Consider the following 22,219-nt stretch of genomic DNA (forward strand, 5'->3'; position numbering starts at 1 on the left):
AAGGCCGGACCCGGGGATCGGGGTCCGGCCTTCGGACTGCGTGTCAGATCAGGGGGGTGCCGGGTCAGCCGACGGCGACGCCCTTGGAGCGGAGGTAACCGACCGGGTCGATGTCGGAGCCGTAGTCGGGGGTGGTCCGGATCTCGAAGTGGAGGTGCGGGCCGGTCACGTTGCCGGTGGCGCCGGAGAGGCCGACCTGCTGGCCCGCGGTCACGGTCTGGCCGACCGAGACGGAGAGCGCGGAGAGGTGGCCGTACTGCGCGTAGTAGCCGTCGGCGAGCCTGATGACGACCTGGTTGCCGTAGGCACCGCCCCAGCCCGCCGTGACGACCGTGCCCGCGCCGACGGCCTTGACCGGGGTGCCGGTCGGAACGACGAAGTCGACGCCGGTGTGGTAGCCGCTGGACCACATGCTGCCGGCCACGTGGTAGCCGGTGCCGATGGTGCCGCCGGTGACCGGGAGGTTGAATCCGGAGGCGGTCGTCGTCGACGCGCCCGAGGAGGGGGTCGTGTTCGAGGACGACGTGGAGTTCGAGGAGTTCGAGGACGACGAGGAGGGGGCGGCGGGCTGCGCGTGGGACCGCGTCCCGGACCGGGAGTCCGCGTTCGGGGTGTCGGTCGTCGCGGCGTGGCGGCCGTCGAGCGTGAGCCTGAGACCGGGGTGGATCAGCGAGGGGTTGTCGCCGACCGCCTGCCGGTTGTCGGCGTAGAGCCGGGGCCAGCCGCCGTCGACATGGTGTTCGCGGGCGATCTTCGAGAGATAGTCGCCGGGCACCACCGTGTAGACGCGGTGCGTGGAATTCCCGGTGCCGGAATCCCGAACGGCGGTCTTCTCGACTGTCGGAAGCGCCTGCGTGATCTTTTCGGAAACGGACTGCGAGGTGGCCGCGTGGGCGCCGGTGGCCCCCATGAGCGGCAGAGCCAGCGCGGCGCCACCGGTTCCGGCGACGGCCATCGAGCGGGTGAAACGCTGGGACTTGGGGCGGCGGTGCTTACCCTTCGCGGGCATGACGCATTCCTCTCCGGCGCCTGCGAGGTGAGCTGTCGGGTTCGGGCTGGAGCTGCCCGGCCACGCGGGAAGATGTGGCTACACCCCTAGCCGTCCCGGGAACCGGAACAGGCGGTCATACCTGGTGGGTCCCCCGCTCCTGCCAGGCACGGGTGAGTGTGTGTGGGGACTCCGGGCGGCGGCAGGATTCGGCGTTCCGTCCGGATGCGTGGCGAACGTAAGCGAGTAGGACGCACATAAACAAGCGCCAGGTTCCGCATGTCCAATTTCGACTTGATCCGTTAGGGGAATTCCCGGTCACCCTCCGTGAATTCCAGCCTTACGCATTTTTCCAAGCGCCTTGAAAAGCACCGGAATTACGTGAACATGACGCGCGACGGACGGTCACGAATATGACGCTCCTCACGCACGTCACACCACGTCCCCTTATTACGGACCGAGTGGCAATGAAGGCGCCAAATCGGGCAGAAGGATCAGATGCGACGCAGCCGGAGAACCGTCGCATCCAGGTCGCCGCGCAGCTCGGTGCGCAGCCCGTGGTGCAACAGGACCGCACCTCGATGCACTTCGCCCGTTTCGCGGCATTCGTACGATGCCGTCGGGTCGAGGCCCTGCAGGCGCAGCGCCGGCATCGGCTCGCCGTAGCTCTGCGCCTGGAGCCAGGCGAGGACCACGGTCTCGTCGCCGAGCGTGTACTGCACCGCGCTCAGCCCGCCGGTCGGCGGCCGCAGCCGGAACTGGTCGCCGCGCTGCACCAGGGGCCGGATGTCCTTGTAGAGCTCCACCCAGCGGCCGGCCTCGGCGAGCTCCTCCTCGGTCCACTGCGAGAGGTCGCCACCGACGCCGAGCGCCCCGGCCATGGAGCTGACGAACCGGAAACGCAGGCTGCTGACCCGGCCGTTGAGCTGGTGGTTCGGGCTGTCGGTGACCCAGGCGGACATCACCCGGGCCGGGTGGATCTGGCTGAAGCCGTGCTGGATGGCGAGCCGGTCCAGCGGGTCGGTGTTGTCGGAGGTCCACACCTCGTCGGTACGGCTCATGATGCCGAGGTCGATCCGGCCGCCACCGCCGGAGCAGGACTCGATGGCGACGTTCGGGTGGGCCGCCCGGATCCGGTCGAGCAGGGCGTACAGCCCACGGACATGGTCGACCCACAGCCGCTGGGGGTACGGCTCGCCGGGCCAGCCCGCGTCGGTGAAACAGCGGTTGAAGTCCCACTTGACGTAGTCGATCGGGGCGCTGGACAGCAGGGTGTCGAGCTGCTCCCAGAGATACTCCTGGACGTCTTCGCGGGCAAGGTTGAGGACGAGCTGATTGCGCAGTTCCGTCCGCTTTCGTCCCTGCTGGTACTGCACCCAGTCGGGGTGCGCGCGGTACAGGTCGCTGTCCGCGTTGACCATCTCGGGCTCGACCCAGATGCCGAACTGCATGCCGAGGGCGTGCACGTAGTCCCCGAGGGGCTTGAGGCCCTTGGGGAAACGGTCGGGGTTGGGCGTCCAGTCGCCGAGGCCGGCACGGTCGCTGGTGCGCTTGCCGAACCAGCCGTCGTCGACCACGAACAGCTCGATGCCGATCGCGGCGGCCCGGCGGGCGAGGGTGGCCTGCTGCTCCTCGGAGATGTCGAAGGTGGTGGCCTCCCAGGAGTTGAACAGCACCGGCCGGTCCCGGTCGGCGTCCGGGATGACGTACGCCCGCTGGTAGGCGTGCCAGGCGCGGCTGGCCCCGCCGAAGCCGCCGTCGGTCCACAGGCCCGCGAAGAGAGGGCTGGTGTACGACTCGCCCTCGGCCAGCATCAGCAGGCCCGAGTCGTCGTAGCCGGCGCCGCCGGTGATCTGCACGCGCGCGTCGGGGAGTTGGGCGACGGCGATCCGCCAGGAGCCGGACCAGCCGAGGGCGCAGCCCCAGACCTCGCCGCGCTCCTCGGTGGCGTCGGTGTCGAGGGCGACCCAGGGCAGGTGCTGGTGGCTGGTGTGGCCGCGGCGGCTGCCGATGACCTTCTCGCCGTAGGTGAGGGGCGCGCGGGTCAGGCGGGACTCGGCGGCCCAGCGGCCGTGCAGCTGGCAGAGGCGCCAGCCCTCGCGGTCGGGGAGCGTCCAGGCGGCGGGGTCGGCACGCAGCAGCTCCACAGGCGCGTCCCCCTGGTTGTCGACGGTCACCCAGCGCTCGACGACGTCGCCGCGCATCCGGTAGTGCAGGGTGATGAGGATCCCGTCGTCCCGGAAGCGCAGGCGGAGCCCGTCACCGTCCACGGCCTCACCGGCGCCACCGTCCGTCTCGTACGACTCGAAGGTCCACTCGGTGCCGCGGCGCTCCTCGGTGCGCACGGACAGCGCGGGGCGGACGAAACGGGGACCGCCCTCGACGGGGTACTCCTCACGGCCGTCCAGCGGGGACTCGAACGGCCAGTAGCCGGGCAGCGCCCGGCTGCTGAGTTCCTCGGCGTCGGCGAGCCCGATCCTCGGGCCCCAGTGCAGGTGGAGCAGTTCGTCGTCCTCCGTGAGGTGCAGCGCGTAGCTGCTGCCCGGGCCCGACAGGAGCCAGGTACGACCGTTTTCGGCGATGTCCACCACGAGAAACCTCACACAGGTGCCAACAGATCCGCTCAAGCACCAACATCATCAAGGTCGCGGGCCCCGGAGGCAACGCCTGTGGACAACTCATTGCCCGTGGAAACCGATGTCGTATGGTCGATCCAGTGCCCGTCGACGAGCAGCGCCGACGGGGCCGACCGGGAGGAGCCCCCGTGACGCAGCAGGTCCCGTCGACCGAGCCCGAGCTGACCGGTGTGCGCAACTTCCGTGACGTGGGCGGCCTGCCGACCGTGGACGGGCGCCGGGTCCGGCACGGTGTGCTGTTCCGCAGCGGGCATCTGGCGCACGCGACGGAGCAGGACGCGGAGTTCCTCGCCTCCCTCGGCCTGCACACGATCTTCGACTTCCGCAACGCGGCCGACCAGAAGCTGGAGGGCCCGGACGTCGAGCTCCCCGGCGTGCGGAACGTGAACCTGCCGCTGACCGACCCGGCGCACGGCGCCGAGTTCTGGACGATGGTCCGCGAGGGCGCCATCGAGCAGCTGCGCGGACTGCTGGGCGACGGCAAGGCCGCGAACCGGATGGTCAGCTCGTACCGCATGATCGTCAGGGACCGTACCGAGGAGCACTCGCGTGTGCTGCACGATCTCGCCGAGGACAGCGTCCCGGCGCTGATGCACTGCGCGGCCGGCAAGGACCGGGCGGGCGTCTCCATAGCCGTGACGCTCCTCGCGGTGGGCGTGGAGCGGGACGCGATCCTCGCCGACTACCTGGAGTCCAACGCCAGACATCGCCGCTACAAGGTGCGCCGCAGCGGCGGCGGGGACAGCGCGTACAGCCCCGAGGTGATGGAGCTGCTGAGCCCGCTCTTCGAGGCCCGGGCGGAGTATCTGACGGCGGCCTTCGAGAGCGTCGAGGAGACGTGGGGTGACGTCGACACGTACCTGGAGCAGGGCCTGAAGCTCACCCCGGAGACCCGCGAGCGGCTGCGCGGGCGCCTCCTCGACTGAGGCCGGGCGGTGACCGGGGCGCTCAGCCCTTGCCGCCGACGGCGAACAGCAGGTAGAGGAACGCGGCGAAGACGTGCCCGACCGCGATGTAGATGATCAGCCTGACCCACAGGGCCCGGGGGAACTTCTCCTCGATGTTGCTCACGGCAGCTCTCCAGTGATCGGCCCCAGGCACAGCGCGGCCAGGGGACTCTGCAGCAGGGTGTGGACGAACAGCAGCTCGACCCCGTCGTGGTCCTCGGCGGCGAGCCGGTGCGGGGTGAGCGAGTCGAAGTGGGCACTGTCGCCGGGCGCGAGCACGTGGGCGGTGTCACCGAGGCGCAGCCGGAGCCGCCCGTGCAGGACGTACAGCCACTCCTCGCCGGGATGCACCCGCACGATGTCGCCCTGGGAGCCGTACGGCACCCGGACGCGCAGCGCCTGCATGCCGCGGCCGGACGCCCCGGCCTGCCAGTACGTCCAGCCGCCCGCCCTGGTCGGGTCCATGTCCCCGGTCCGCGTGATCGCGTCCTTGTCGGCGACCGTCTCGCCGAGCAACTCGGAAACCGTCGTACCGTAGACACGGGCGAGCGAGAGCAGCATCGGCAACGAGGGCTGGCGCTGCCCGGTCTCCAGCCGGGAGAGGTGGGCCGGCGACAGTCCGGCGTCCCTGGCCGCGGCCTCCAGGGTGAGGCCGGCACGGCGGCGCAGGGAGCGCAGCTGCGGGGCGACGGCGGGCAGGTCGTCGCCAGGACCGGCGGACGGCGCCGGATCTGAGGCGTTCATGCCTCTATTGAGCCGGACTCTTGCCTCAGCGGCAAATTTCTTGCCTCAGAGACAAAAGCCGGAGGCAAGAGAGCGAAGGCAGGAGGCCGAGGGCCGCCCGCAGGAGGCCCCCGCTCGGCGTCAGCGGTTGGCCACCGCCTGCTTGATGAGGGACTTGCTGAAGTCCCACATCAGGCCGCCACCGCTGTGGGCGTCGTCCATCACGTCCGTGAAGGCCGCCACGAAGCGGTCCACGTCCGACTCGTCGACGATCAGCGGCGGGATGAGCTTGATGACCTCCAGGTGGTCACCGGAGACCTGGGTGAGGATCCGGTGACGCTGCAGCAGCGGTACGACGACCATCTGCGCGAACAGGCCCTTGCGGGCGGCCTGGAGCATGGTCCAGCGACTGCGGAGCTTCAGTGAGCTGGGCCGGCCGAACTCGATGCCGATCATCAGGCCCCGGCCGCGTACGTCGGCGAGCAGCTCGTACTTGTCGACCAGCGCGGTGAGCCGGGACTTGAGCTGCTCCCCCACGACCCGGGCGCCCGCGACGACCTGGTCGTTCTCCATGACGGAGAGCACCGCGAGGCCGGCCGCCATCGCCTGGGCGTTGGCTCCGAAGCTCGCCGAGTGGACCAGGACGCGGTCCATGGACGAGTAGACCTTCTTGAAGATCCAGTCCTTGCCGAGGGTCGCGCCCACGGGGACGTAGCCGCCGGACAGTGCCTTGGCCACGCACACCAGGTCCGGTTCGACACCGTCCTCGTGCTGGTAGGCGTAGAAGTCGCCGGTGCGGCCGAGTCCGGTCTGCACCTCGTCGGCGATCAGCAGCGCCTTGTGCTTGCGCAGCAGTTCCTGGGCGGCGCGCAGATAGCCGGGCGGCGCCTCGTGCACGCCCTTGCCCTGGATCGGCTCGACGATCAGGGCGGCGACATCGCCCTTCCTCAGCTCCCGGGCGAGCGCGTCCAGGTCGCCGAGGGGGACGGCCGTGTCGGGCAGCAGCGGGGCGAACCCGTCCCGGAAGCCGTCCTCACCGTTGACCGACAGCGAGCCGGTGGTCAGGCCGTGGAAGGCGTGGTCGCAGTAGAGGACGCGGGGTCTGCCGGTGGCGAAGCGGGCGAACTTCAGCGCGGTCTCGACCGCCTCGGTGCCGCTGTTGCCGAAGAACACCCGGTCCAGGTGCGGGCTGTGGGCGAGGAGCCGCTCGGCGAGCAGTCCGGGCAGCGGCTGGCAGTCGAAGCGGGTGAGGTCGGCCAGCTGCGCGTCCAGGACGTCGTGCAGGGCCTTGCGGACGACGGGGTGGTGGCGTCCCAGGCCCATCACCCCGAATCCGGCGAGCATGTCCAGGTAGTCGTTACCGTCCGCGTCCCAGAAGTGGGCACCCTCGGCACGCTCGTAGACCTTGTCGAAGCCGATGGTGTGCAGCATGCGCGGGAGCTGGTGGTTGAGGTACTTGCTGTGCAGCTCGTACCGCTCACCACCACGCTCGGCGAGCAGCGCACCGAGGTCGAACTCCGTACTCATTCTTTCTCCTTGACAGCGCCGTCGATGACAGCGCCCTCGGCTGAGGCGCCCCGTCGGGGCGCGGGAGGCATCGATTTGCGGCTGCCGCCACGGGGCGCGACCAGCCCAGACGCCGCCGCACCCGCCACACGACCCCCCATGGCACCCCCCTTGGCGTCGGCCCCCCGCCCCGCGAGGCTCGCTCCGATCCGCCCCGCGATCTCCACCGGCGTCAGCCCGATGTCGGCCAGCACCTCCCCCCGCTTGGCGTGCGCCAGGAACTGCTCCGGAATCCCGAACCTCCGTACCGGTACGTCCACTTCGGCGTCGCCGAGCGCGAGCGAGACCGCCGCCCCGACGCCCGCCGCCCGACTGTTGTCCTCGACGACGGCCACCAGCTCGTGCTGGGCCGCCAGAACCGGCAGCGCGGGATCCACGGGCTTGACCCACCGGGGGTCCACCACCGTGCAGCCGATACCCCGGGCGGCCAGCAGCTCCGCGGCCTGAAGGCAGACCGGCGCCATCACGCCGACCGCGACCAGCAGCACTTGCGCGTCCTCGTCGCGGTGCAGGACGTCGAGGCCGCCGATCCGGTCGACGGCCGGGATCTCCGGGCCCACCGACTCCTTCGGGAACCGCACCAGCGTGGGCGCGTCGTCCACGGCGACCGCCTCGCGCAGCTGGAGGCGCAGCTGTTCGGCGTCGCGCGGGGCCGCGATCCGCAGGCCCGGGACCACCTGGAGCACGGACATGTCCCACATGCCGTTGTGGGAGGCACCGTCGACACCGGTGACGCCCGCCCGGTCCAGGACGAACGTCACCCCGCAGCGGTGCAGCGCCACGTCCATCAACAACTGGTCGAAGGCGCGATTCAAGAACGTGGCGTAGACGGCCACGACCGGGTGCAGCCCGCCGGTCGCCAGGCCGGCCGCCGAGACGGCCGCGTGCTGCTCGGCGATGCCGACGTCCCAGACCCGGTCGGGGAAGCGCGCGGCGAACTTGCCGAGGCCGACCGGGTGCAGCATGGCCGCGGTGATCGCCACGACGTCGTCGCGTTCCTCGCCGATCCGGACGATCTCGTCTCCGAACACCGAGGTCCAGGAAGGTCCGTTGGACGGCGCGAGCGGCTCGCAGGTGAGCGGGTCCATCACGCCGACGGTGTGGAAGTGGTCCTCCTCGTGGGCGAGCGCGGGCTCGTAGCCGCGCCCCTTCTCGGTGAGGCAGTGGACCAGCACGGGACCGTGGAAACGTTTGGCGCGCCTGAGCGCCGACTCGACCGCCCTGATGTCGTGGCCGTCGATGGGGCCGACGTACTTGAGGCCCAGGTCCTCGAACATGCCCTGTGGGGCGAAGGCGTCCTTGAAGCCCTTCTTGGCGCCGTGCAGGGACTCGTAGAGGGTGTTGCCCACGAGCGGGGTGCGCATGAGTACGTCCTTGCCCCAGGCCAGCACCCTCTCGTAGCTGTCGGTCGTCCGCAGCGTGGCGAGATGGTTGGCGAGCCCGCCGATCGTGGGGGCGTAGGACCGCTCGTTGTCGTTGACGACGATGATCAGCGGCCGGTCCTTGGCGGCCGCGATGTTGTTGAGCGCCTCCCAGGCCATCCCGCCGGTCAGCGCGCCGTCGCCGATCACCGCGACGACATGGCCCTTCTCCCCCTGCACCTGGCGGGCCTTGGCCAGGCCGTCGGCCCAGCCGAGCGCGGTGGAGGCGTGGCTGTTCTCGATGATGTCGTGCTCGGACTCCTCCCGCGAGGGATACCCGGACAGGCCGCCCTTGCCGCGCAGCTTGGAGAAGTCCTGACGTCCCGTCAGCAGCTTGTGCACATAGCTCTGGTGGCCGGTGTCCCACAGGATGCGGTCGACCGGGGACTCGAAGACCCGGTGCAGTGCGACGGTCAGTTCCACGACGCCCAGGTTGGGGCCGAGGTGACCGCCGGTCCTGGCGACCGCGTGCACCAGGAACTCACGTATTTCTTCCGACAGTTCGTGAAGTTCCGCCTCGGACAGCGCCTTCAGGTCGCGTGGTCCCCGGATGGTCTCCAGAATCGTCACGCTCGGCCCCCTCTCGGTCCGTGCTGTTCAGCTCACGGTGACGGCGGGTGCTCCGGACCCGGCGCCGTCCTGCTCCATCTGCTCGGCGATCTTCATCGCTTCCTCGATGAGGGTCTCCACGATCTTCGACTCGGGGACGGTCTTGATGACCTCGCCCTTGACGAAGATCTGGCCCTTGCCGTTGCCGGAGGCGACGCCGAGGTCGGCCTCCCGTGCCTCGCCGGGGCCGTTGACCACGCATCCCATGACGGCGACGCGCAGCGGCACCTCCATGCCGTCCAGACCGGCCGTGACCTCGTCCGCCAGCTTGTAGACGTCGACCTGGGCGCGCCCGCAGGACGGGCAGGAGACGATCTCCAGGCGCCGCTGCTTGAGGTTCAGGGACTCCAGGATCTGGATGCCGACCTTGACCTCCTCGGCGGGCGGGGCGGACAGGGAGACCCGGATGGTGTCGCCGATGCCCTGGGAGAGCAGCGCGCCGAAGGCGACCGCCGACTTGATCGTGCCCTGGAAGGCCGGGCCTGCCTCCGTGACGCCGAGGTGCAACGGGTAGTCGCACTGGGCGGCCAGCTGCCGGTACGCCTCGATCATCACGACCGGGTCGTTGTGCTTGACGGAGATCTTGATGTCCCGGAAGTCGTGCTCCTCGAAGAGCGAGGCCTCCCACAGAGCGCTCTCCACGAGCGCCTCCGGGGTCGCCTTGCCGTACTTCTCCAGGAGCCGCCGGTCGAGCGAGCCGGCGTTGACCCCGATCCGGATCGGCGTGCCGTGGTCCTTCGCGGCCCGCGCGATCTCCCGCACCTGGTCGTCGAACTTCTTGATGTTGCCGGGGTTGACCCGGACCGCGGCACAGCCGGCCTCGATCGCCGCGAACACGTACTTCGGCTGGAAGTGGATGTCCGCGATCACCGGGATCTGGGACTTCTTCGCGATGGTCGCCAGGGCGTCCGCGTCGTCCTGCGTGGGGCAGGCGACGCGGACGATCTGGCAGCCGGACGCGGTGAGTTCGGCGATCTGCTGGAGGGTGGCGCCGATGTCCGAGGTGCGGGTCGTCGTCATCGACTGCACCGACACCGGGGCGCCGCCCCCGACCGCCACCGGCCCGACATGGATCTGCCGCGACACGCGCCGCTCGGCGATCGGCCGGGCCGGTACCTCGGGGACTCCCAAGGAGATGGCGGTCATCGTGCTACTCCCGGTTTCCGGAGACCGTCTCGCGCACCGCGCGGAGCGACTCCTTGAGGGACCCCATGGTGGCGAGGACGGCGGTGGGCTCGTAGCCGCAGTGCGCCATGCAGTTGGCGCAGCGCGGGTCCTTGCCGCGGCCGTACTTGTCCCAGTCGGTCTCCTCGATGAGTTCGCGGTACGTCGGCACGTACCCGTCGCTCATCAGGTAGCAGGGGCGCTGCCAGCCGAAGAGCGAGTAGTTCGGGATCGCCCAGGCCGTGCACGGGAAGTCGACCTTGCCCTCCAGGAAGTCCAGGAAGAGCGGGGAGTGGTTGAGCCGCCACTTGCGCCGGTTGCCGCCCGCGAAGGCCTTCTTGAACAGCTCGCGGGTCTGCGCCACGCCGAGGAAGTGCTCCTGGTCGGGGGCCTTTTCGTAGGCGTAGGCGGGCGAGATCATCATCTCGTCGACCTTGAGGTCGTCGTTGAGGAAGTTGAGCACCTCGATGATGGTCTGCGGGGTGTCGGTGTTGAAGAAGGTCGAGTTGGTGGTCACCCGGAAGCCGCGCCGCTTGGCCTCCTTCATGGCCGCCACCGCCTCGTCGAACACGCCCTCCTTCGCCACGGACTCGTCGTGCCGCTCGCGCAGCCCGTCGATGTGCACCGCGAAGGCGAAGTAGGGAGAGGGTGTGAACTTGTCCATCTTCTTGCGCAGCAGCATGGCGTTGGTGCAGAGGAAGACGTATTTCCTCTTCGCCACCAGCTGCCGCACGATCTCGTCGATCTGAGGGTGCATCAGCGGCTCGCCGCCCGCGATGGACACCATCGGCGCACCGGACTCCAACACCGCCCCGACGGCCTGCGCGACCGGCATGCGCTGCTTGAGCACACCTGCCGGGTGCTGGATCTTGCCGCAGCCCTCGCACTTCAGGTTGCAGGCGAAGAGGGGTTCGAGCTCCACGATCAGTGGGAACTTGTCCCGCTTGCGGAGCTTCTGTTCAGCCAAGTAAGTCGCGACCTTGATGGACTGACGCAGCGGCATGGCCATCTGGCTCACCTCCGGGGGAGCAGCAAAGAACGGTGCCATTCGAAAAAAGCAGGAAGAACGGATCGAAGAACGCGGAAAGCAGATATTCCACCGCGCACCGTGCCGATCCGGACGAGTTCATGTTCAGGAGCGTCCACGACCACCCTGACGGCCGCAACCGGGCGCTCGCCCGCCCGCACGGCGCTCAGGAGGGTGGCCGCCGACTCCATGTCGACCGCGATTGCGCCGGTCGCGAGCAGATCGGACCGTTCGTGACCGCGGACGACGTGGTCGGAGCCGGTGACGGGGCCGGTGTGGACAGTGCGGCCGGGTACGGTCCGCACCAGTTCTTTCACGAGGAGTTCGGTGGCGACGCAGGGGACGCTGCCGCTCGGGTCCCGGGTCTCCTCGGCGACGACCAGGTCGCCGGGGTGCATCCCGGGAGCGAGTCCCGCGCAGAAGCCGGTGGCCAGGACGGCGGCACCGGCGAGCGCCGGGTCGGCCAGGACCCGGGTGACGGACCGTTCCGCCGCCCTGGGGCCCATGCCGGTGCGCAGCACGGTGACCGGCCCGCCCGCGCCGCCGCGTTCGCCGGCGCGCAGGGCCAGATGCTCGATGCCGAGCGCGCAGGCGATCAGCAGCGGAGCCGGAGCGGGCGTGGTACTCATTCAGCTCCTCTCGGCCTCGGGCATGGGCTCGCCGTGGACGTAACGGCCGAGCGCGGTGAGTGGGAAGACCTGCCGGTAGAGGTGGTAGTTGATGGAGAAGTCCCAGGGGAAGCCGGTGCCGGTGAAGTACGGCTCGTCCCAGGAGCCGTCCTCCCGTTGGGTCTCGGCGAGCCACCGCACGCCCCGCTCGACGGCCTTGGAGTCCTTCTCCCCCGCCGCGAGCAGCGCCATCAGCGCCCACGCGGTCTGGGAGGCGGTGGAGGCGCCGCGCCCGCTCCATTCACCGGCGTACTTGTAGGAGCGCAGGTCCTCGCCCCAGCCGCCGTCCTCGTTCTGGACCCGCTCCAGCCAGGTCACCGCACGCCCGATCGCCGGATGCGAGGCGGGCAGCCCGGCCGCGACGAGCGCGGGCACCACGGAGCCGGTTCCGTAGACGTAGTTGACGCCCCAGCGCCCGAACCACGAGCCGTCCGGCTCCTGTTCGGCCAGCAGCCACTCGATGCCGCGCCGGGTGCGCGGATCGTGGGACATGCCCTCGAAGGCGAGCATCTCCACGACGTGCGCGGTGACGTCGGCCGAGGGCGGGTCGATGACCTCGCCGAAGTCGCAGAACGGCAGCCGGTTGGGGAACGGGCTGGTGTTGTCGACGTCGAAGGCGCCCCAGGCGCCGTTCTTCGACTGCATGCCGAGGTTCCAGCGCACCCCGCGCCCGATGGCCTTCTCCATCCGCTCGGGATCGTGGTGCCTGATCCGGCGCAGCGCGAGCACCACCTCCGCGGTGTCGTCGATGTCGGGGTAGTTGTCGTTGTGGAACTCGAACGCCCAGCCGCCCGGCGGGAGCTGGGGCCGCTTCACGGACCAGTCACCGGGCCGCACGATCTGCTCGCCGAGCATCCAGTCGGCGGCCTTGACCAGTTGTGGGTGGTCGTCGGGCAGGCCGGCGTCGGCCAGGGCAATGGCCGCCAGACAGGTGTCCCACACCGGGGACTGGCAGGCCTCGATCATCCGGGCGCCGTCCTCGCGCCATACGGCGTAACGATCCAGCGACTCAAGGCCCGCGCGCATCACGGGGTGTTCCAGGTCGTAGCCGAGCAGGTGCAGGGCGATCACCGAGTACACGGCCGGCGGCTGGATGCCGCCCCAGGCGCCGTCGTTCTCCTGGCGCTCGACGATCCAGCGGCCGGCGGCGTTCAGGGCGGAGCCGCGCAGCCGGCGCAGCGCGACCTTGCGGTAGCCGCGGACAACCTTGTCGAGCCGTTGGAAGACGCCCTCCCAACTGGCCACCGGTGCAAGGGGCTGCGGCGGGTTGGGATCGGCCGGGTCGGTGTGGAGCTCGTCCAGCGGGAAGGGAGCGGGGCGCACCGGGCGTTTGGCCGAGACGACGGTGAGCGGCACGATGGTCTGCCGGGCCCACTGGCCGAAGTTGTAGATGCTGAGCGGGAACCACTTGGGGAAGTACAGGAGCTCCGGCGGGAGTTCGGGCAGGTCCTCCCACTTCCACCAGCCGAACAGGGCCAGCCAGATCCGGGTGAACACCCGGGCGGCGGCGATCCCGCCGCGCTCACGGATCCAGGCCGACGCCTTCGCCATGTGGGGCGCCTCGGGAGCGTCCCCGGCCAGCCGCAGGGCGACGTACGCCTCGATGGTGGTGGAGAGTTCGCCCGGGCCGCCGTAGAAGGTGGCCCAGGTGCCGTCCTCGCGTTGCTCGCCGCGGATGAAGAGCGCGGCGGCGGCCGTCGTGGCCTCGTCGCGGATGGCGAGGAACTGACGGAGCAGCAGATCCTCGGCGTCCATGGTGACGTTGGTCTCCAGGTCACCTTTCCACCAGCCCTGCGCGTCCTGCCGGGCGAGCAGATGGTCGGTGGCACGCCTCACGGCGCGTTCGGCGGCTTCTTGTACCCCGGCCGTCGCGGGGGTGGTGAGGTCGGTGCTGGCCGCGGCAGCGCGGGGCGGCAGGGTGGCCCCGGTGCTTCCGTCGGTCGTCGCTGTCATGGCTTCCCCTTCGTGCAGTCGTGCGAAATCGTTCTGCTGTGGGTCCGCCGTCGGCCGGTGCTGCTTGCGCGCTCGCACCGGCCGGCGACTACGCGAGGACTATTCGACCGATAGTGATCATCTCTTTCGTACGACGACGAAGTCCGCGAGCGCCGTGAACTGTGCCCGGACCAGGTCGGGCATGTCGACGGCGTGCAGGGCCTCGATGGCGATGGTGTGCTGACGACGCGCCTCTTCGGCGGTCCACTCACGGCCGCCGGCCTCCTCGATGAGGGCGGCGCGGGCGGCGAACTCCTCCTCGGAGAAGTTCTCGAAGTCGCTGCTCTTGGCGTCGGCGGCGAGGATCTCGCCGAGCCGCTCGGAGGCGGGTCCGCCCGCCGCGAGCGCGGCGACGACCGGCAGGGACTTCTTGCGCTGGCGCAGGTCGCTCCAGGTCTGCTTGCCGGTGGCGTCCGGGTCGCCCCAGATGCCGAGGAGGTCGTCGACGGCCTGGAAGGCGAGGCCGAGGTGGTAGCCGTACTTCTCCAGGGTGTCGGCGGTGCGGTCGTCGGCGCCGCCGAGCACCGCGCCGATGGAACTGGAGGCGGCCAGCAGGGCGCCGGTCTTGTTGCCCTCCATCTCCAGGCACTCCTCGACGCTGACCCGGTCGCGGTGCTCGTAGGAGATGTCCTGTGCCTGGCCGTCGATCAGGGCGCGGGTGGCGGTGGTGAGCCGGCGGGTGGCGCGGCCGGCCTCGGCGCTGCCGAGTTCCAGCAGCACCTCGTTGGCGAGGGCGAACAGGGCGTCGCCGACCAGGATGGCCTGGGCGGGGCCGTGCACCTTCCAGACGGTGTCACGGTGGCGGCGCTGTTCGTCGCCGTCCATCAGGTCGTCGTGCAGCAGCGAGAAGTTGTGGACGAGTTCGACGGCGACGGCTCCGGGGATGCCGACCTCGGGGGCGGCGCCGGTGACCTCGGCGGAGAGCACGGCGAGCGCGGGCCGTACGGCCTTGCCGCCGTCGCCGTCGGCGGGGTTGCCCTCGGCGTCGATCCAGCCGAAGTGGTAGGCGGCCACGGTGTCCATGGGGGGTGCCAGGCGGTCGACGGCCGCCTTCAGTACCGGGTTGGCAAGGGTCCGGCCGCGCTCCAGGAGCGCGGTCACGTCCACCGCGTCGGCAGCCGTCTCGGCCGGGGGCACAGTGGGCACAGTTTCTCCTCTTGTTGCGGTACCGGGGGTGCGGGGGCCTGCCGCCTGCTGATCGAGCATCAGGCCGCCTCCTCGAACTCGAAGAGGTGACGGGGGCGGGGCCGGCCCAGGGTGCGCAGCGCGGCGTCGGCCGCGTTCACACCGCTGCGGACCGCACTCTCCATGGTCGCGGGCCACCCTGTGGCGGTCCACGCTCCGGCCAGGTAGAGACCGGGTGCCTTGGTGCGGGCGCCGGGCCGCAGCCGCCCGACGCCGGGGGTGGGGGCGAAGGTCGCGGTGCGCTCCCGGGTCACGAAGAAGTCCTTGACCCCGGCGCCGCGCGCGCCGGGCAACAGCCGTTCCAGTTCGGGCAGATAGCGCTCGCGCAGGACGGCCACGGGTGCGTCGATCTCGTCCTGGGCGGCCGACTGGGACAGTGCGAGGTACTGGCCCTCACGCAGCCCGGAGGCGTGGGTGCGGTCGAACACCCACTGGACCGGGGTGCCCAGGGCCGCGAAGAACGGCTTGGTGAGCACCGTACGGTCGTAGACCACATGGACGTTGAGGATCGGCGCGGTGCCGATCTCCAGCAGGTTCTCCGGGGCGTCGAGGGCGCCCTCGGGCAGCAGGTCGTACGCCTCGCGCTGGGCCACGGCGAGCACCACGGTGTCGGCGGTGAGCGTCTCCCCGGGAACCTGAACGCTCCACGTCCCGTTCTCGTTAGTGGAGACGGAGGTGACGCGTGTACGGAGTTCGGTGCGCACGCCCGCGGAGTCGAGCGCCTTGCGGGCCAGCCGGTCGTGCAGTTCACCCAGCGGCACATGGGCCCAGCCGATGTCGGCCGCGCCCGGGTCGGACAGCAGACCGGTCTTGAACACCATCGCGGCGAGCGCCAGGGAGGCGTCCTGGGCCACCGCGTTGAGGGTGGCGACCCCCACCAGGTCCCACAGTGCCTCGATGGCCCGCGCCGACTGGCCTCGGGCAGCCAGCCAGCTGCCGAAGTCCTGTGCGTCGAGCGAGGGATCGTCGAGATCGAGTGCTCGGAGGGCGAGAGCGGCTTGGCCTACTCTGGCGCGCTCGGCGAGCGAGAGATGCGGGTAGGCGGCGAGGCTGCGCCCCAGGTGCAGGGGCACCGGCAGGGGATCCCGGCGGAGCCTGCCGAGCCGGCGCCCCTCGGGTTTCGCGAGGTCGAGCACGGGCACGTCGAGCCGGTCCTGGAGCGGTGCCAGCGCCGCGCCCTCGATACGGTCGAGGAACCAGCGGTAGGCCGTGCAGCAACGCAGGTACACATGCTGGCCGTTGTCGACGGTCAGGTCTCCGCGCTGGAAGGAGAAGGCGAGCCCGCCGAGACGCGGCCTGCCTTCGAGCAGGGTGACGTGCATCCCCGCGTCGGCGAGTGCCAGCGCGGCCGTGACGCCGGCCAGGCCGCCGCCGATCACGACGGCGGTGCGCCCGGACGGGATGTCGTCGTGCGTCCGTTCGGATCGCGTGCCGTCGGTCATCGTGCCGCCTCCCCTGCCCGCCCGCCGTGCCGGTGGAACGGGGCAGGGCGGGCCGTCGCAGTCAGGGACGCCGCGCCGCACCGGAGGGTTGCCTGCCGTTTTTCTCCGGTGGGGTCAGCTTGGCCCACTTTGTCCATCAGGCGCGCCTCCTGACGGTCCGGCGGGACGTGTGGCGCCGGGTGTCGAGCCCGGACAGGCCGCGTACGGCGACGTACGCCTTCTCGCGTCCGGGCAGCGAGACCCGGCCGCGCAACACCGCATCCGGTTCCCGCTCGATGCGGTCGAGCAGCCGGCGGTAGATGCCGGCCATGGCGGCGACACAGGCGCCGCTGCGCCGGTCGAGCATGGGCAGCAGCCGGTAGCCCTCGGCGAACAGGGCCCGGGCGCGCCGGACTTCGAAGTGCACCAGGCCCGCGAAGTCCGAGCCCGCCGGCGGGGTCGGCCCGTGGAACCCGGCCGCGCAGCCGAACTTGGCGAGATCGTCGCCGGGCAGGTAGATACGGCCGTTCCCGGCGTCCTCACGGATGTCCCGGAGGATGTTGGTGAGCTGGAGCGCGAGCCCGAGCGTGTCGGCATACTCCGGCGCGCGCTCGGCACCGCGCGCCCCCGGTTCGGTGCCGAACACACCGAGCGAGAGCCGGCCGATCGCGCCGGCCACGCAGCGGCAGTAGACCTTGAGGTCGTCCCATGTCTCGTAGGTCTCGCCGCGTACGTCCATCAGCACACCGTCGATCAGCTCGTCCAGGCCGCCCAGCGGGATCGGGAAGGCCTGGGCAGCGTGCGCGAGGGCGACCGCGACCGGGTCGGTGTCGTCCTCGTCGACCGCGCCGTCCTGGACCCGGGCGAGCAGCGCCCGGGTGTCCTCCAGCCGGGCCGCCTTCACGTCGTCGGCCAGCACGCCGTCGCCGATGTCGTCGACGCGCCGGGAAAAGGCGTAGAGCGCCGACATGGCGCGCCGCTTGGGCGCAGGCAGCAGCCTGATGCCGTAGGCGAAGTTCCGTGCCTGCTGTCCGGTGACGGTCTCGCAGTAGCTGTAGGCGGCGAGTACCGGCGCGGACACAGGTGTGGGAGAGTCCACGGTCCGGATCACCCCTCTCCTCGCAGAGTCACGCCCACCTCACGCAGCAACCGGCCCTTGCCGGGCTTGGGCGGGCCGGGAAGTACGTCGTATTCGGCGGCGGCGATCGCAGCGATCGCCGCCCTTCCCCCCGCCACGAACCCCGCGAGCAGCAGCTTCAACCTGCCGTGGACGCTACCCACCAGGGGGGCGCCTTCATTCAGGAGATCGCGGGCGCGTTGTGCTTCGTATGCAACCAGAGCACGCACCGATGCGCCCGCGGTTTTCCTGGCGAGATCCGCCTCCTGGACATGAAAGCGCTTCATATCCACGGCGGGCAGATAAATCCGGTCGCGGCCGAGGTCTTCGGCCACGTCCTGGAGGTGTTCGACGATCTGGAGTGCGGTACAGATCGCGTCCGAGAGGCGGATCCGCTCGGGGGTCGAGGTGCCGGTGACGGCGAGGACCAGGCGGCCGACGGGGTTGGCGGACAGCTCGCAGTAGGCGAGCAGGTCGTCGTAGGTCTCGTACCGCTTGACGAGCTGGTCCTGGCGGTTGGCGGCGATCAGCCCGAGGAACGGCTCGGGGGCCAGGTCCCGGCGGCGAACCGTGAGCTGGAGGCGGCGCAGCAGGGGGTGGCGCGGGGTGCCGTCGAAGACGCGGCCCAGGTCGGCCTCGAAGGCGTCCAGGAAGACCAGGCGGTTTTCGGCCTCCTCGGGGGACACACCGAGCAGCCGGGCGTCGGCGCCGCCGGGGGCCAGGTCGCCGTCGCCGATGTCGTCGACGAGACGGGCGAAGCCGTACACCGCCATCAGGTCGTCACGCCAGGCCCTCGGCAGGAAGAACGGGGCCACCGGGAAGTTCTCGTCCGCGGCCTTGTCCAGGGTGCCTCGCTCGGCGTCTCCGGTGCGCGCCGGGGCGGTCGCCGTCACCGTTCGCTGCCCGGGGCCAGGACGGCGTGGCCTGCGTTGAGCTGGGGAGTTTCCGTAGCCATTGCCGTCACATCTCCCGTTCTACACTGCCGACCCAATACACACTATTTCGGACACGCCGCCCAGCAATCCACGGGGCGGCCCGGCCGACGGTGTCGCGCATTATCGCCCCACTTGCCGCTTTCCGGGACCGGTACAGCTTACGTTGTACAACGCATCGAGGTTCGTCGGGGTGTCCCGCAGATCACAACAACACACCGATTGGCTTCAAGATTCCTTGGGCGGCCCGGAGTTGACGTTTCCTTTGCAGACGCCGGGCCCCGCCGGAAAGGTTCCGGCGGGGCCCGGCGACTACTGGGCTACTTGCCCGTGAACTTCTCGTACTCCTTGAGCACCTCTTCGGTCGGGCCGTCCATGCGCAGCTCACCGCGCTCCAGCCACAGGACCCGGTCACAGGTGTCGCGAATCGACTTGTTGTTGTGACTGACCAGAAATACGGTGCCCGCGTGCCGGCGCAGTTCGCGGATCCGGTCCTCGGAACGCTTGCGGAAGGACGCGTCACCGGTGGCCAGCGCCTCGTCGATCATGAGGACGTCGTGGTCCTTGGCGGCGGCGATGGAGAACCGCAGCCGGGCCGCCATGCCGGAGGAGTAGGTCCGCATCGGCAGGGTGATGAAGTCGCCCTTCTCGTTGATGCCGGAGAAGTCGACGATCTCCTGGTAACGCTCCTTGATCTCCTCGCGGGACATGCCCATGGCGAGGCCGCCGAGGATGACGTTGCGCTCGCCGGTGAGGTCGTTCATCAGGGCCGCGTTGACACCGAGCAGCGAGGGCTGCCCGTTGGTGTAGACCCTGCCCCGCTCGGCGGGCAGCAGGCCGGCGATGGCCCGCAGCAGGGTGGACTTGCCGGAGCCGTTCGAGCCGATCAGGCCGATCGCCTCGCCCCGGTAGGCGACGAAGGAGACCCCGCGCACGGCGTGCACCTTGCGGACGCCCCGGGCCGTGTCGTCGGAGCCGCGTCTGACGATGCGGCTGAGGGCGGCCGTCGCGCTGCCCTTGCCGGACTTGGCGCCGTGGACGCGGTAGACGATGTGCACGTCCTCCGCGATGACGGTGGGGATCCGCTCCCCCTGGCTCTGCTCCGCGTCGTTCAGCTCAGCCACGGCCGTACCGCTCCTCCGCCTTCCAGAAGTACACGAACCCGCCGGCGAAGACGACCAGCGCCCAGGACAGGGCGACGGCCCACACGTGCGGCGGGAGGTTCGAGGCGCCATAGCCGTCGATGAGGGCGAAGCGCATCAGGTCCATGTAGACGGTGGCGGGGTTCACCTGGAGGAGGGTGCGCGCCCACTCCGGCCGGCCCTCCATCATCTTGGTGATCGAGAACATCACACCGGACATGTACATCCAGGTGCGCAGGACGAACGGCAGCAGCTGGGCCAGGTCCGGCGTCTTGGCGCCCAGCCTGGCCACGATCATGGCCAGACCGGTGTTGAAGAGGAACAGCAGGGCCAGGACCGGGACGACCAGCACCCAGGACAGGCCCGGACGGCTCCCGAACCCGACCACCACGGCGATCATGACGATCATCGAGAACAGCAGTTGCTGGAGCTGCTGGAGCGCGAAGGAGATCGGCAGCGAGGCGCGCGGGAAGTGCAGCGCTCGCACCAGGCCGAGGTTGCCGGAGATCGCCCGGACGCCCGTCATGATCGAACTCTGTGTGAACGTGAACGTGAAGACGCCGGTGACCAGGAACGGGATGTAGATGTCCTGCGACATCCCGCGGCTGGCATGCAGGATGACACCGAAGATGAAGTAGTACACGGCCGCGTTCAGCAGCGGCGTGGCCACCTGCCAGAGCTGGCCGAGCTTGGCCTGGCTGTACTGGGCGGTGAGCTTCGCCTGCGAGAAGGCGAGGACGAAGTGCCTGCGTCCCCAGAGCTGGCGTACGTACTCGACGAGCGAGGGACGTGCGCCGCTCACCGTGAGCCCGTACTTGGCGGCCAGCTGCGCCGCCGTGAGGCCCTCGTCGGGCGACGGCACCGCGCTCACCGCGATTCCGACGTCATGCGTTGTCTCACTCAAGGGTGGAAGCCTTCGTCCTCAGATTCGTCTTACGTTCGTCTTGTCTTCGTCTTACGAAATTGTGCTACCGGAGGTGACACGTATCCGCCATGGGACACGTTTCCGGGGATGTCCGCGCGCCGGGCACGCGGACACGCACCTTCGAGCTTCTCAGATCACCGGGGGCCGGCCCAGTCGCGTGAGCTTCCACACGGTGCGCCACCGCATGGGCCGACGGGGTCCGCACGGGGTGGTCCAGCCCTCCCGGAAGCCGGCGAACCAGGCGTGCAGGGCCGGGCGCGAGGGGCGGCGCACCAGGGTCAGCAGCATCCACACCCCGAGGTAGACGGGGACCAGGGGGGCGGGCAGGTTGCGGCGCGCCAGCCACACCCGGTTGCGGGCGACCATCCGGTGGTAGACCGCGTGCCGGGAGGGCGCGGTGGTGGGGTGGTTCAGGACCATGTCGGAGCGGTAGTCGATCATCCAGCCGGCGTCCAGGGCCCGCCAGGCCAGGTCGGTCTCCTCATGGGCGTAGAAGAACTCGTCCGGCAGCCCGCCGACCTCGGCGAGGACCTGGGTGCGGACGGCGTTGGCACCGCCGAGGAAGGTGGTGACCCGCGAGGAGCGCATCGGGTCGGCGGCCCGGAGCCTGGGCACGTGCCGGCGCTGGGTCTGCCCGGTCTCCGGGTCGGCGATGCGGAAGCTGATGATGCCGAGCCGCTGGTCGGCCGCGAAGGCCTGCCGGCACAGCTCGGCGGTGTCGTGCTCGGCGAGCAGTCCGTCGTCGTCCAGGAAGAGCAGTATGTCGACATCGCGACCGCTGGGGCCGAAGGCCTCTATGCCGACGTTGCGGCCGCCGGGGATCCCGAGGTTCTCGGGCAGTTCCATGGTGCGGACGCCGTCCGGGACCTCCGGGACGGGCGAGCCGTTGCCGACGACGACCACCTCGACCCGGTCGCCGTCCTGCTTGGCGACCGAGTCGAGGAGGGCGCGCAGTTCGTCGGGGCGGTTGCCCATGGTGATGACGACCGCGCCGACCTTCAGCCCGGCGCTCACCGCAGCCTGCTCGACGCGAGGACCGAGACCAGGTGCAGCAGGGTCTGCAGCAGCGCGATCCCGGCGAGCACGGCGGTGCCCAGGCGGGTGAAGAAGAGGTCGCCCCGGACCTGGTCGACGATGGCGAGGGCCAGGATCAGCAGGGAGGCCTCGATGCCGAGGATCAGCCGGTGGAACCTGAGCAGGGCGGCGGCGCGCCGGGCCAGTGCCATCCCGGAGGACCGCATCTCGGCGGCGGCCTCCTTGACCACCGGCAGTCCGGCCTGGTGCCGGGCGACGCCCACCAGGTCGGTCTCGGCCTTGATCAGGATGGCGCCGAGCGCGGCCAGGGTGCCGAGGAAGGCCCACAGCCAGTCGATACGGCCGCTGCCGAACAGGTCGGCGGCGCGCAGCCCGAGCCCGACAAGAACGGCCGCGTCGGTCAGATACGCCCCCACCCGGTCGAGATAGACCCCGCCCAGCGAGTACTGCTGCTTCCAGCGCGCGACCTCGCCGTCGACGCAGTCAAGGAGCAGGTACATCTGGACGCAGACCACGCCGAGCACGGCGCCCGTGATCCCCGGCACCAGCAGGGCCGGGGCCGCGAGCACGCCGAAGACGGTCATCAGATACGTGAGCTGGTTGGGCGTGACCCTGGTGTTCACCAGGTAGCGGTCCACCCGCAGGGACACCTCACGCATGTAGAGGCGCCCCATCCAGTGCTCACCGCTGCGCCGGTCCTTGACCCCTGCGGGGTGCACGA

20 protein-coding genes and 1 riboswitch are annotated in these 22,219 nt (G+C 70.3%); of the genes, 1 reads left to right on the plus strand and 19 read right to left on the minus strand.

The window, feature by feature from the left end; genetic code table 11:
* Positions 1–64 precede the first annotated feature (64 nt).
* Together ACZ5K7_RS12755 and ACZ5K7_RS12760 are read right to left on the minus strand one after the other, a co-directional pair.
* Positions 65–1,009 carry a M23 family metallopeptidase gene (locus ACZ5K7_RS12755; protein WP_468912972.1) on the minus strand — a complete coding sequence of 315 codons (945 nt, stop codon included), beginning with the start codon at positions 1,007–1,009 and terminating at the stop codon, positions 65–67.
* A gap of 2 nt (positions 1,010–1,011) precedes the next feature.
* Positions 1,012–1,174, minus strand: a riboswitch (cyclic di-AMP (ydaO/yuaA leader).
* Between the two features lie 308 nt (positions 1,175–1,482).
* Positions 1,483–3,579 (minus strand): alpha-galactosidase, encoded by a 2,097-nt coding sequence (locus ACZ5K7_RS12760; RefSeq protein ID WP_468913255.1) that lies wholly within the window; start codon positions 3,577–3,579, stop codon positions 1,483–1,485.
* Between the two features lie 173 nt (positions 3,580–3,752).
* Here ACZ5K7_RS12760 and ACZ5K7_RS12765 point away from each other — a divergent pair, with 173 nt between their 5' ends.
* Positions 3,753–4,550: a tyrosine-protein phosphatase gene (locus ACZ5K7_RS12765; RefSeq protein WP_468912974.1), complete on the plus strand. Its 798-nt coding sequence runs from the start codon at positions 3,753–3,755 to the stop codon at positions 4,548–4,550.
* Positions 4,551–4,572: 22 nt separating this feature from the next.
* On the opposite strand, the gene ACZ5K7_RS12770 is transcribed toward ACZ5K7_RS12765, so the two are convergent.
* From ACZ5K7_RS12770 to ACZ5K7_RS12850, 17 genes are all read right to left on the minus strand, one after another.
* The gene (locus ACZ5K7_RS12770) at positions 4,573–4,695 is read right to left on the minus strand and encodes a DUF6126 family protein (RefSeq protein ID WP_123972047.1); all 123 of its coding nucleotides are present in this window, start codon (positions 4,693–4,695) and stop codon (positions 4,573–4,575) included.
* Entirely contained in the window at positions 4,692–5,315 is a 624-nt protein-coding gene (locus ACZ5K7_RS12775) for a helix-turn-helix domain-containing protein (protein WP_468912976.1), read from the minus strand. The genes ACZ5K7_RS12770 and ACZ5K7_RS12775 overlap by 4 nt, the downstream gene beginning before the upstream one ends.
* A gap of 120 nt (positions 5,316–5,435) precedes the next feature.
* Complete coding sequence (locus tag ACZ5K7_RS12780; RefSeq protein WP_468912978.1) at positions 5,436–6,821, minus strand: aspartate aminotransferase family protein; 1,386 nt, start codon at positions 6,819–6,821, stop codon at positions 5,436–5,438.
* A complete protein-coding gene (gene dxs / locus ACZ5K7_RS12785; protein ID WP_450973047.1) occupies positions 6,818–8,851 on the minus strand; it encodes a 1-deoxy-D-xylulose-5-phosphate synthase in 2,034 nt (677 codons plus the stop codon). Before dxs ends, ACZ5K7_RS12780 begins: the two co-directional genes overlap by 4 nt.
* A gap of 27 nt (positions 8,852–8,878) precedes the next feature.
* On the minus strand, positions 8,879–10,036 hold the full coding sequence (gene ispG / locus ACZ5K7_RS12790) for a flavodoxin-dependent (E)-4-hydroxy-3-methylbut-2-enyl-diphosphate synthase (RefSeq protein ID WP_351705560.1): 1,158 nt from the start codon (positions 10,034–10,036) through the stop codon (positions 8,879–8,881).
* Between the two features lie 4 nt (positions 10,037–10,040).
* The gene (gene hpnH / locus ACZ5K7_RS12795) at positions 10,041–11,063 is read right to left on the minus strand and encodes an adenosyl-hopene transferase HpnH (RefSeq protein WP_351705558.1); all 1,023 of its coding nucleotides are present in this window, start codon (positions 11,061–11,063) and stop codon (positions 10,041–10,043) included.
* 5 nt (positions 11,064–11,068) lie between these two features.
* A complete protein-coding gene (locus ACZ5K7_RS12800) occupies positions 11,069–11,710 on the minus strand; it encodes a phosphorylase family protein (protein ID WP_351705555.1) in 642 nt (213 codons plus the stop codon).
* Positions 11,711–13,702, minus strand: a complete 1,992-nt coding sequence (gene shc, locus ACZ5K7_RS12805; RefSeq protein WP_351705552.1) for a squalene--hopene cyclase — start codon at positions 13,700–13,702, stop codon at positions 11,711–11,713.
* A gap of 117 nt (positions 13,703–13,819) precedes the next feature.
* A complete protein-coding gene (locus ACZ5K7_RS12810; protein WP_468912983.1) occupies positions 13,820–14,947 on the minus strand; it encodes a polyprenyl synthetase family protein in 1,128 nt (375 codons plus the stop codon).
* Positions 14,947–16,368: a hydroxysqualene dehydroxylase HpnE gene (gene hpnE / locus ACZ5K7_RS12815; protein WP_351705546.1), complete on the minus strand. Its 1,422-nt coding sequence runs from the start codon at positions 16,366–16,368 to the stop codon at positions 14,947–14,949. Before hpnE ends, ACZ5K7_RS12810 begins: the two co-directional genes overlap by 1 nt.
* The gene (locus tag ACZ5K7_RS12820; protein ID WP_468912985.1) at positions 16,365–16,505 is read right to left on the minus strand and encodes a DUF6380 family protein; all 141 of its coding nucleotides are present in this window, start codon (positions 16,503–16,505) and stop codon (positions 16,365–16,367) included. The genes hpnE and ACZ5K7_RS12820 overlap by 4 nt, the downstream gene beginning before the upstream one ends.
* Positions 16,505–17,458 carry a presqualene diphosphate synthase HpnD gene (gene hpnD / locus ACZ5K7_RS12825; protein WP_351705540.1) on the minus strand — a complete coding sequence of 318 codons (954 nt, stop codon included), beginning with the start codon at positions 17,456–17,458 and terminating at the stop codon, positions 16,505–16,507. The genes ACZ5K7_RS12820 and hpnD overlap by 1 nt, the downstream gene beginning before the upstream one ends.
* Positions 17,455–18,357, minus strand: coding sequence for a squalene synthase HpnC (hpnC, locus tag ACZ5K7_RS12830; RefSeq protein WP_468912988.1), 903 nt, complete (start codon positions 18,355–18,357; stop codon positions 17,455–17,457). The genes hpnD and hpnC overlap by 4 nt, the downstream gene beginning before the upstream one ends.
* A gap of 359 nt (positions 18,358–18,716) precedes the next feature.
* Complete coding sequence (locus ACZ5K7_RS12835; protein ID WP_351705534.1) at positions 18,717–19,520, minus strand: ABC transporter ATP-binding protein; 804 nt, start codon at positions 19,518–19,520, stop codon at positions 18,717–18,719.
* Entirely contained in the window at positions 19,513–20,442 is a 930-nt protein-coding gene (locus tag ACZ5K7_RS12840) for an ABC transporter permease (protein ID WP_468912991.1), read from the minus strand. Before ACZ5K7_RS12840 ends, ACZ5K7_RS12835 begins: the two co-directional genes overlap by 8 nt.
* A 150-nt stretch (positions 20,443–20,592) precedes the next feature.
* The gene (locus ACZ5K7_RS12845; RefSeq protein ID WP_351705815.1) at positions 20,593–21,465 is read right to left on the minus strand and encodes a glycosyltransferase family 2 protein; all 873 of its coding nucleotides are present in this window, start codon (positions 21,463–21,465) and stop codon (positions 20,593–20,595) included.
* Positions 21,466–21,473: 8 nt separating this feature from the next.
* Positions 21,474–22,217 carry a CDP-alcohol phosphatidyltransferase family protein gene (locus tag ACZ5K7_RS12850; RefSeq protein ID WP_351705529.1) on the minus strand — a complete coding sequence of 248 codons (744 nt, stop codon included), beginning with the start codon at positions 22,215–22,217 and terminating at the stop codon, positions 21,474–21,476.
* Positions 22,218–22,219: the final 2 nt, after the last annotated feature.

Source organism: Streptomyces sp. NPDC031497, assembly GCF_055580905.1.

Coding starts and splice junctions, on each gene's coding strand:
- ACZ5K7_RS12820 (WP_468912985.1), bottom strand. CDS start 16,505: ATGGACAAAGTGGGCCAAGCTGACCCCACCGGAGAAAAACGGCAGGCA.
- ACZ5K7_RS12810 (WP_468912983.1), bottom strand. CDS start 14,947: ATGCTCGATCAGCAGGCGGCAGGCCCCCGCACCCCCGGTACCGCAACA.
- shc (WP_351705552.1), bottom strand. CDS start 13,702: ATGACAGCGACGACCGACGGAAGCACCGGGGCCACCCTGCCGCCCCGC.
- ACZ5K7_RS12800 (WP_351705555.1), bottom strand. CDS start 11,710: ATGAGTACCACGCCCGCTCCGGCTCCGCTGCTGATCGCCTGCGCGCTC.
- ACZ5K7_RS12755 (WP_468912972.1), bottom strand. CDS start 1,009: ATGCCCGCGAAGGGTAAGCACCGCCGCCCCAAGTCCCAGCGTTTCACC.
- hpnE (WP_351705546.1), bottom strand. CDS start 16,368: ATGACCGACGGCACGCGATCCGAACGGACGCACGACGACATCCCGTCC.
- ACZ5K7_RS12775 (WP_468912976.1), bottom strand. CDS start 5,315: ATGAACGCCTCAGATCCGGCGCCGTCCGCCGGTCCTGGCGACGACCTG.
- ispG (WP_351705560.1), bottom strand. CDS start 10,036: ATGACCGCCATCTCCTTGGGAGTCCCCGAGGTACCGGCCCGGCCGATC.
- ACZ5K7_RS12780 (WP_468912978.1), bottom strand. CDS start 6,821: ATGAGTACGGAGTTCGACCTCGGTGCGCTGCTCGCCGAGCGTGGTGGT.
- hpnH (WP_351705558.1), bottom strand. CDS start 11,063: ATGGCCATGCCGCTGCGTCAGTCCATCAAGGTCGCGACTTACTTGGCT.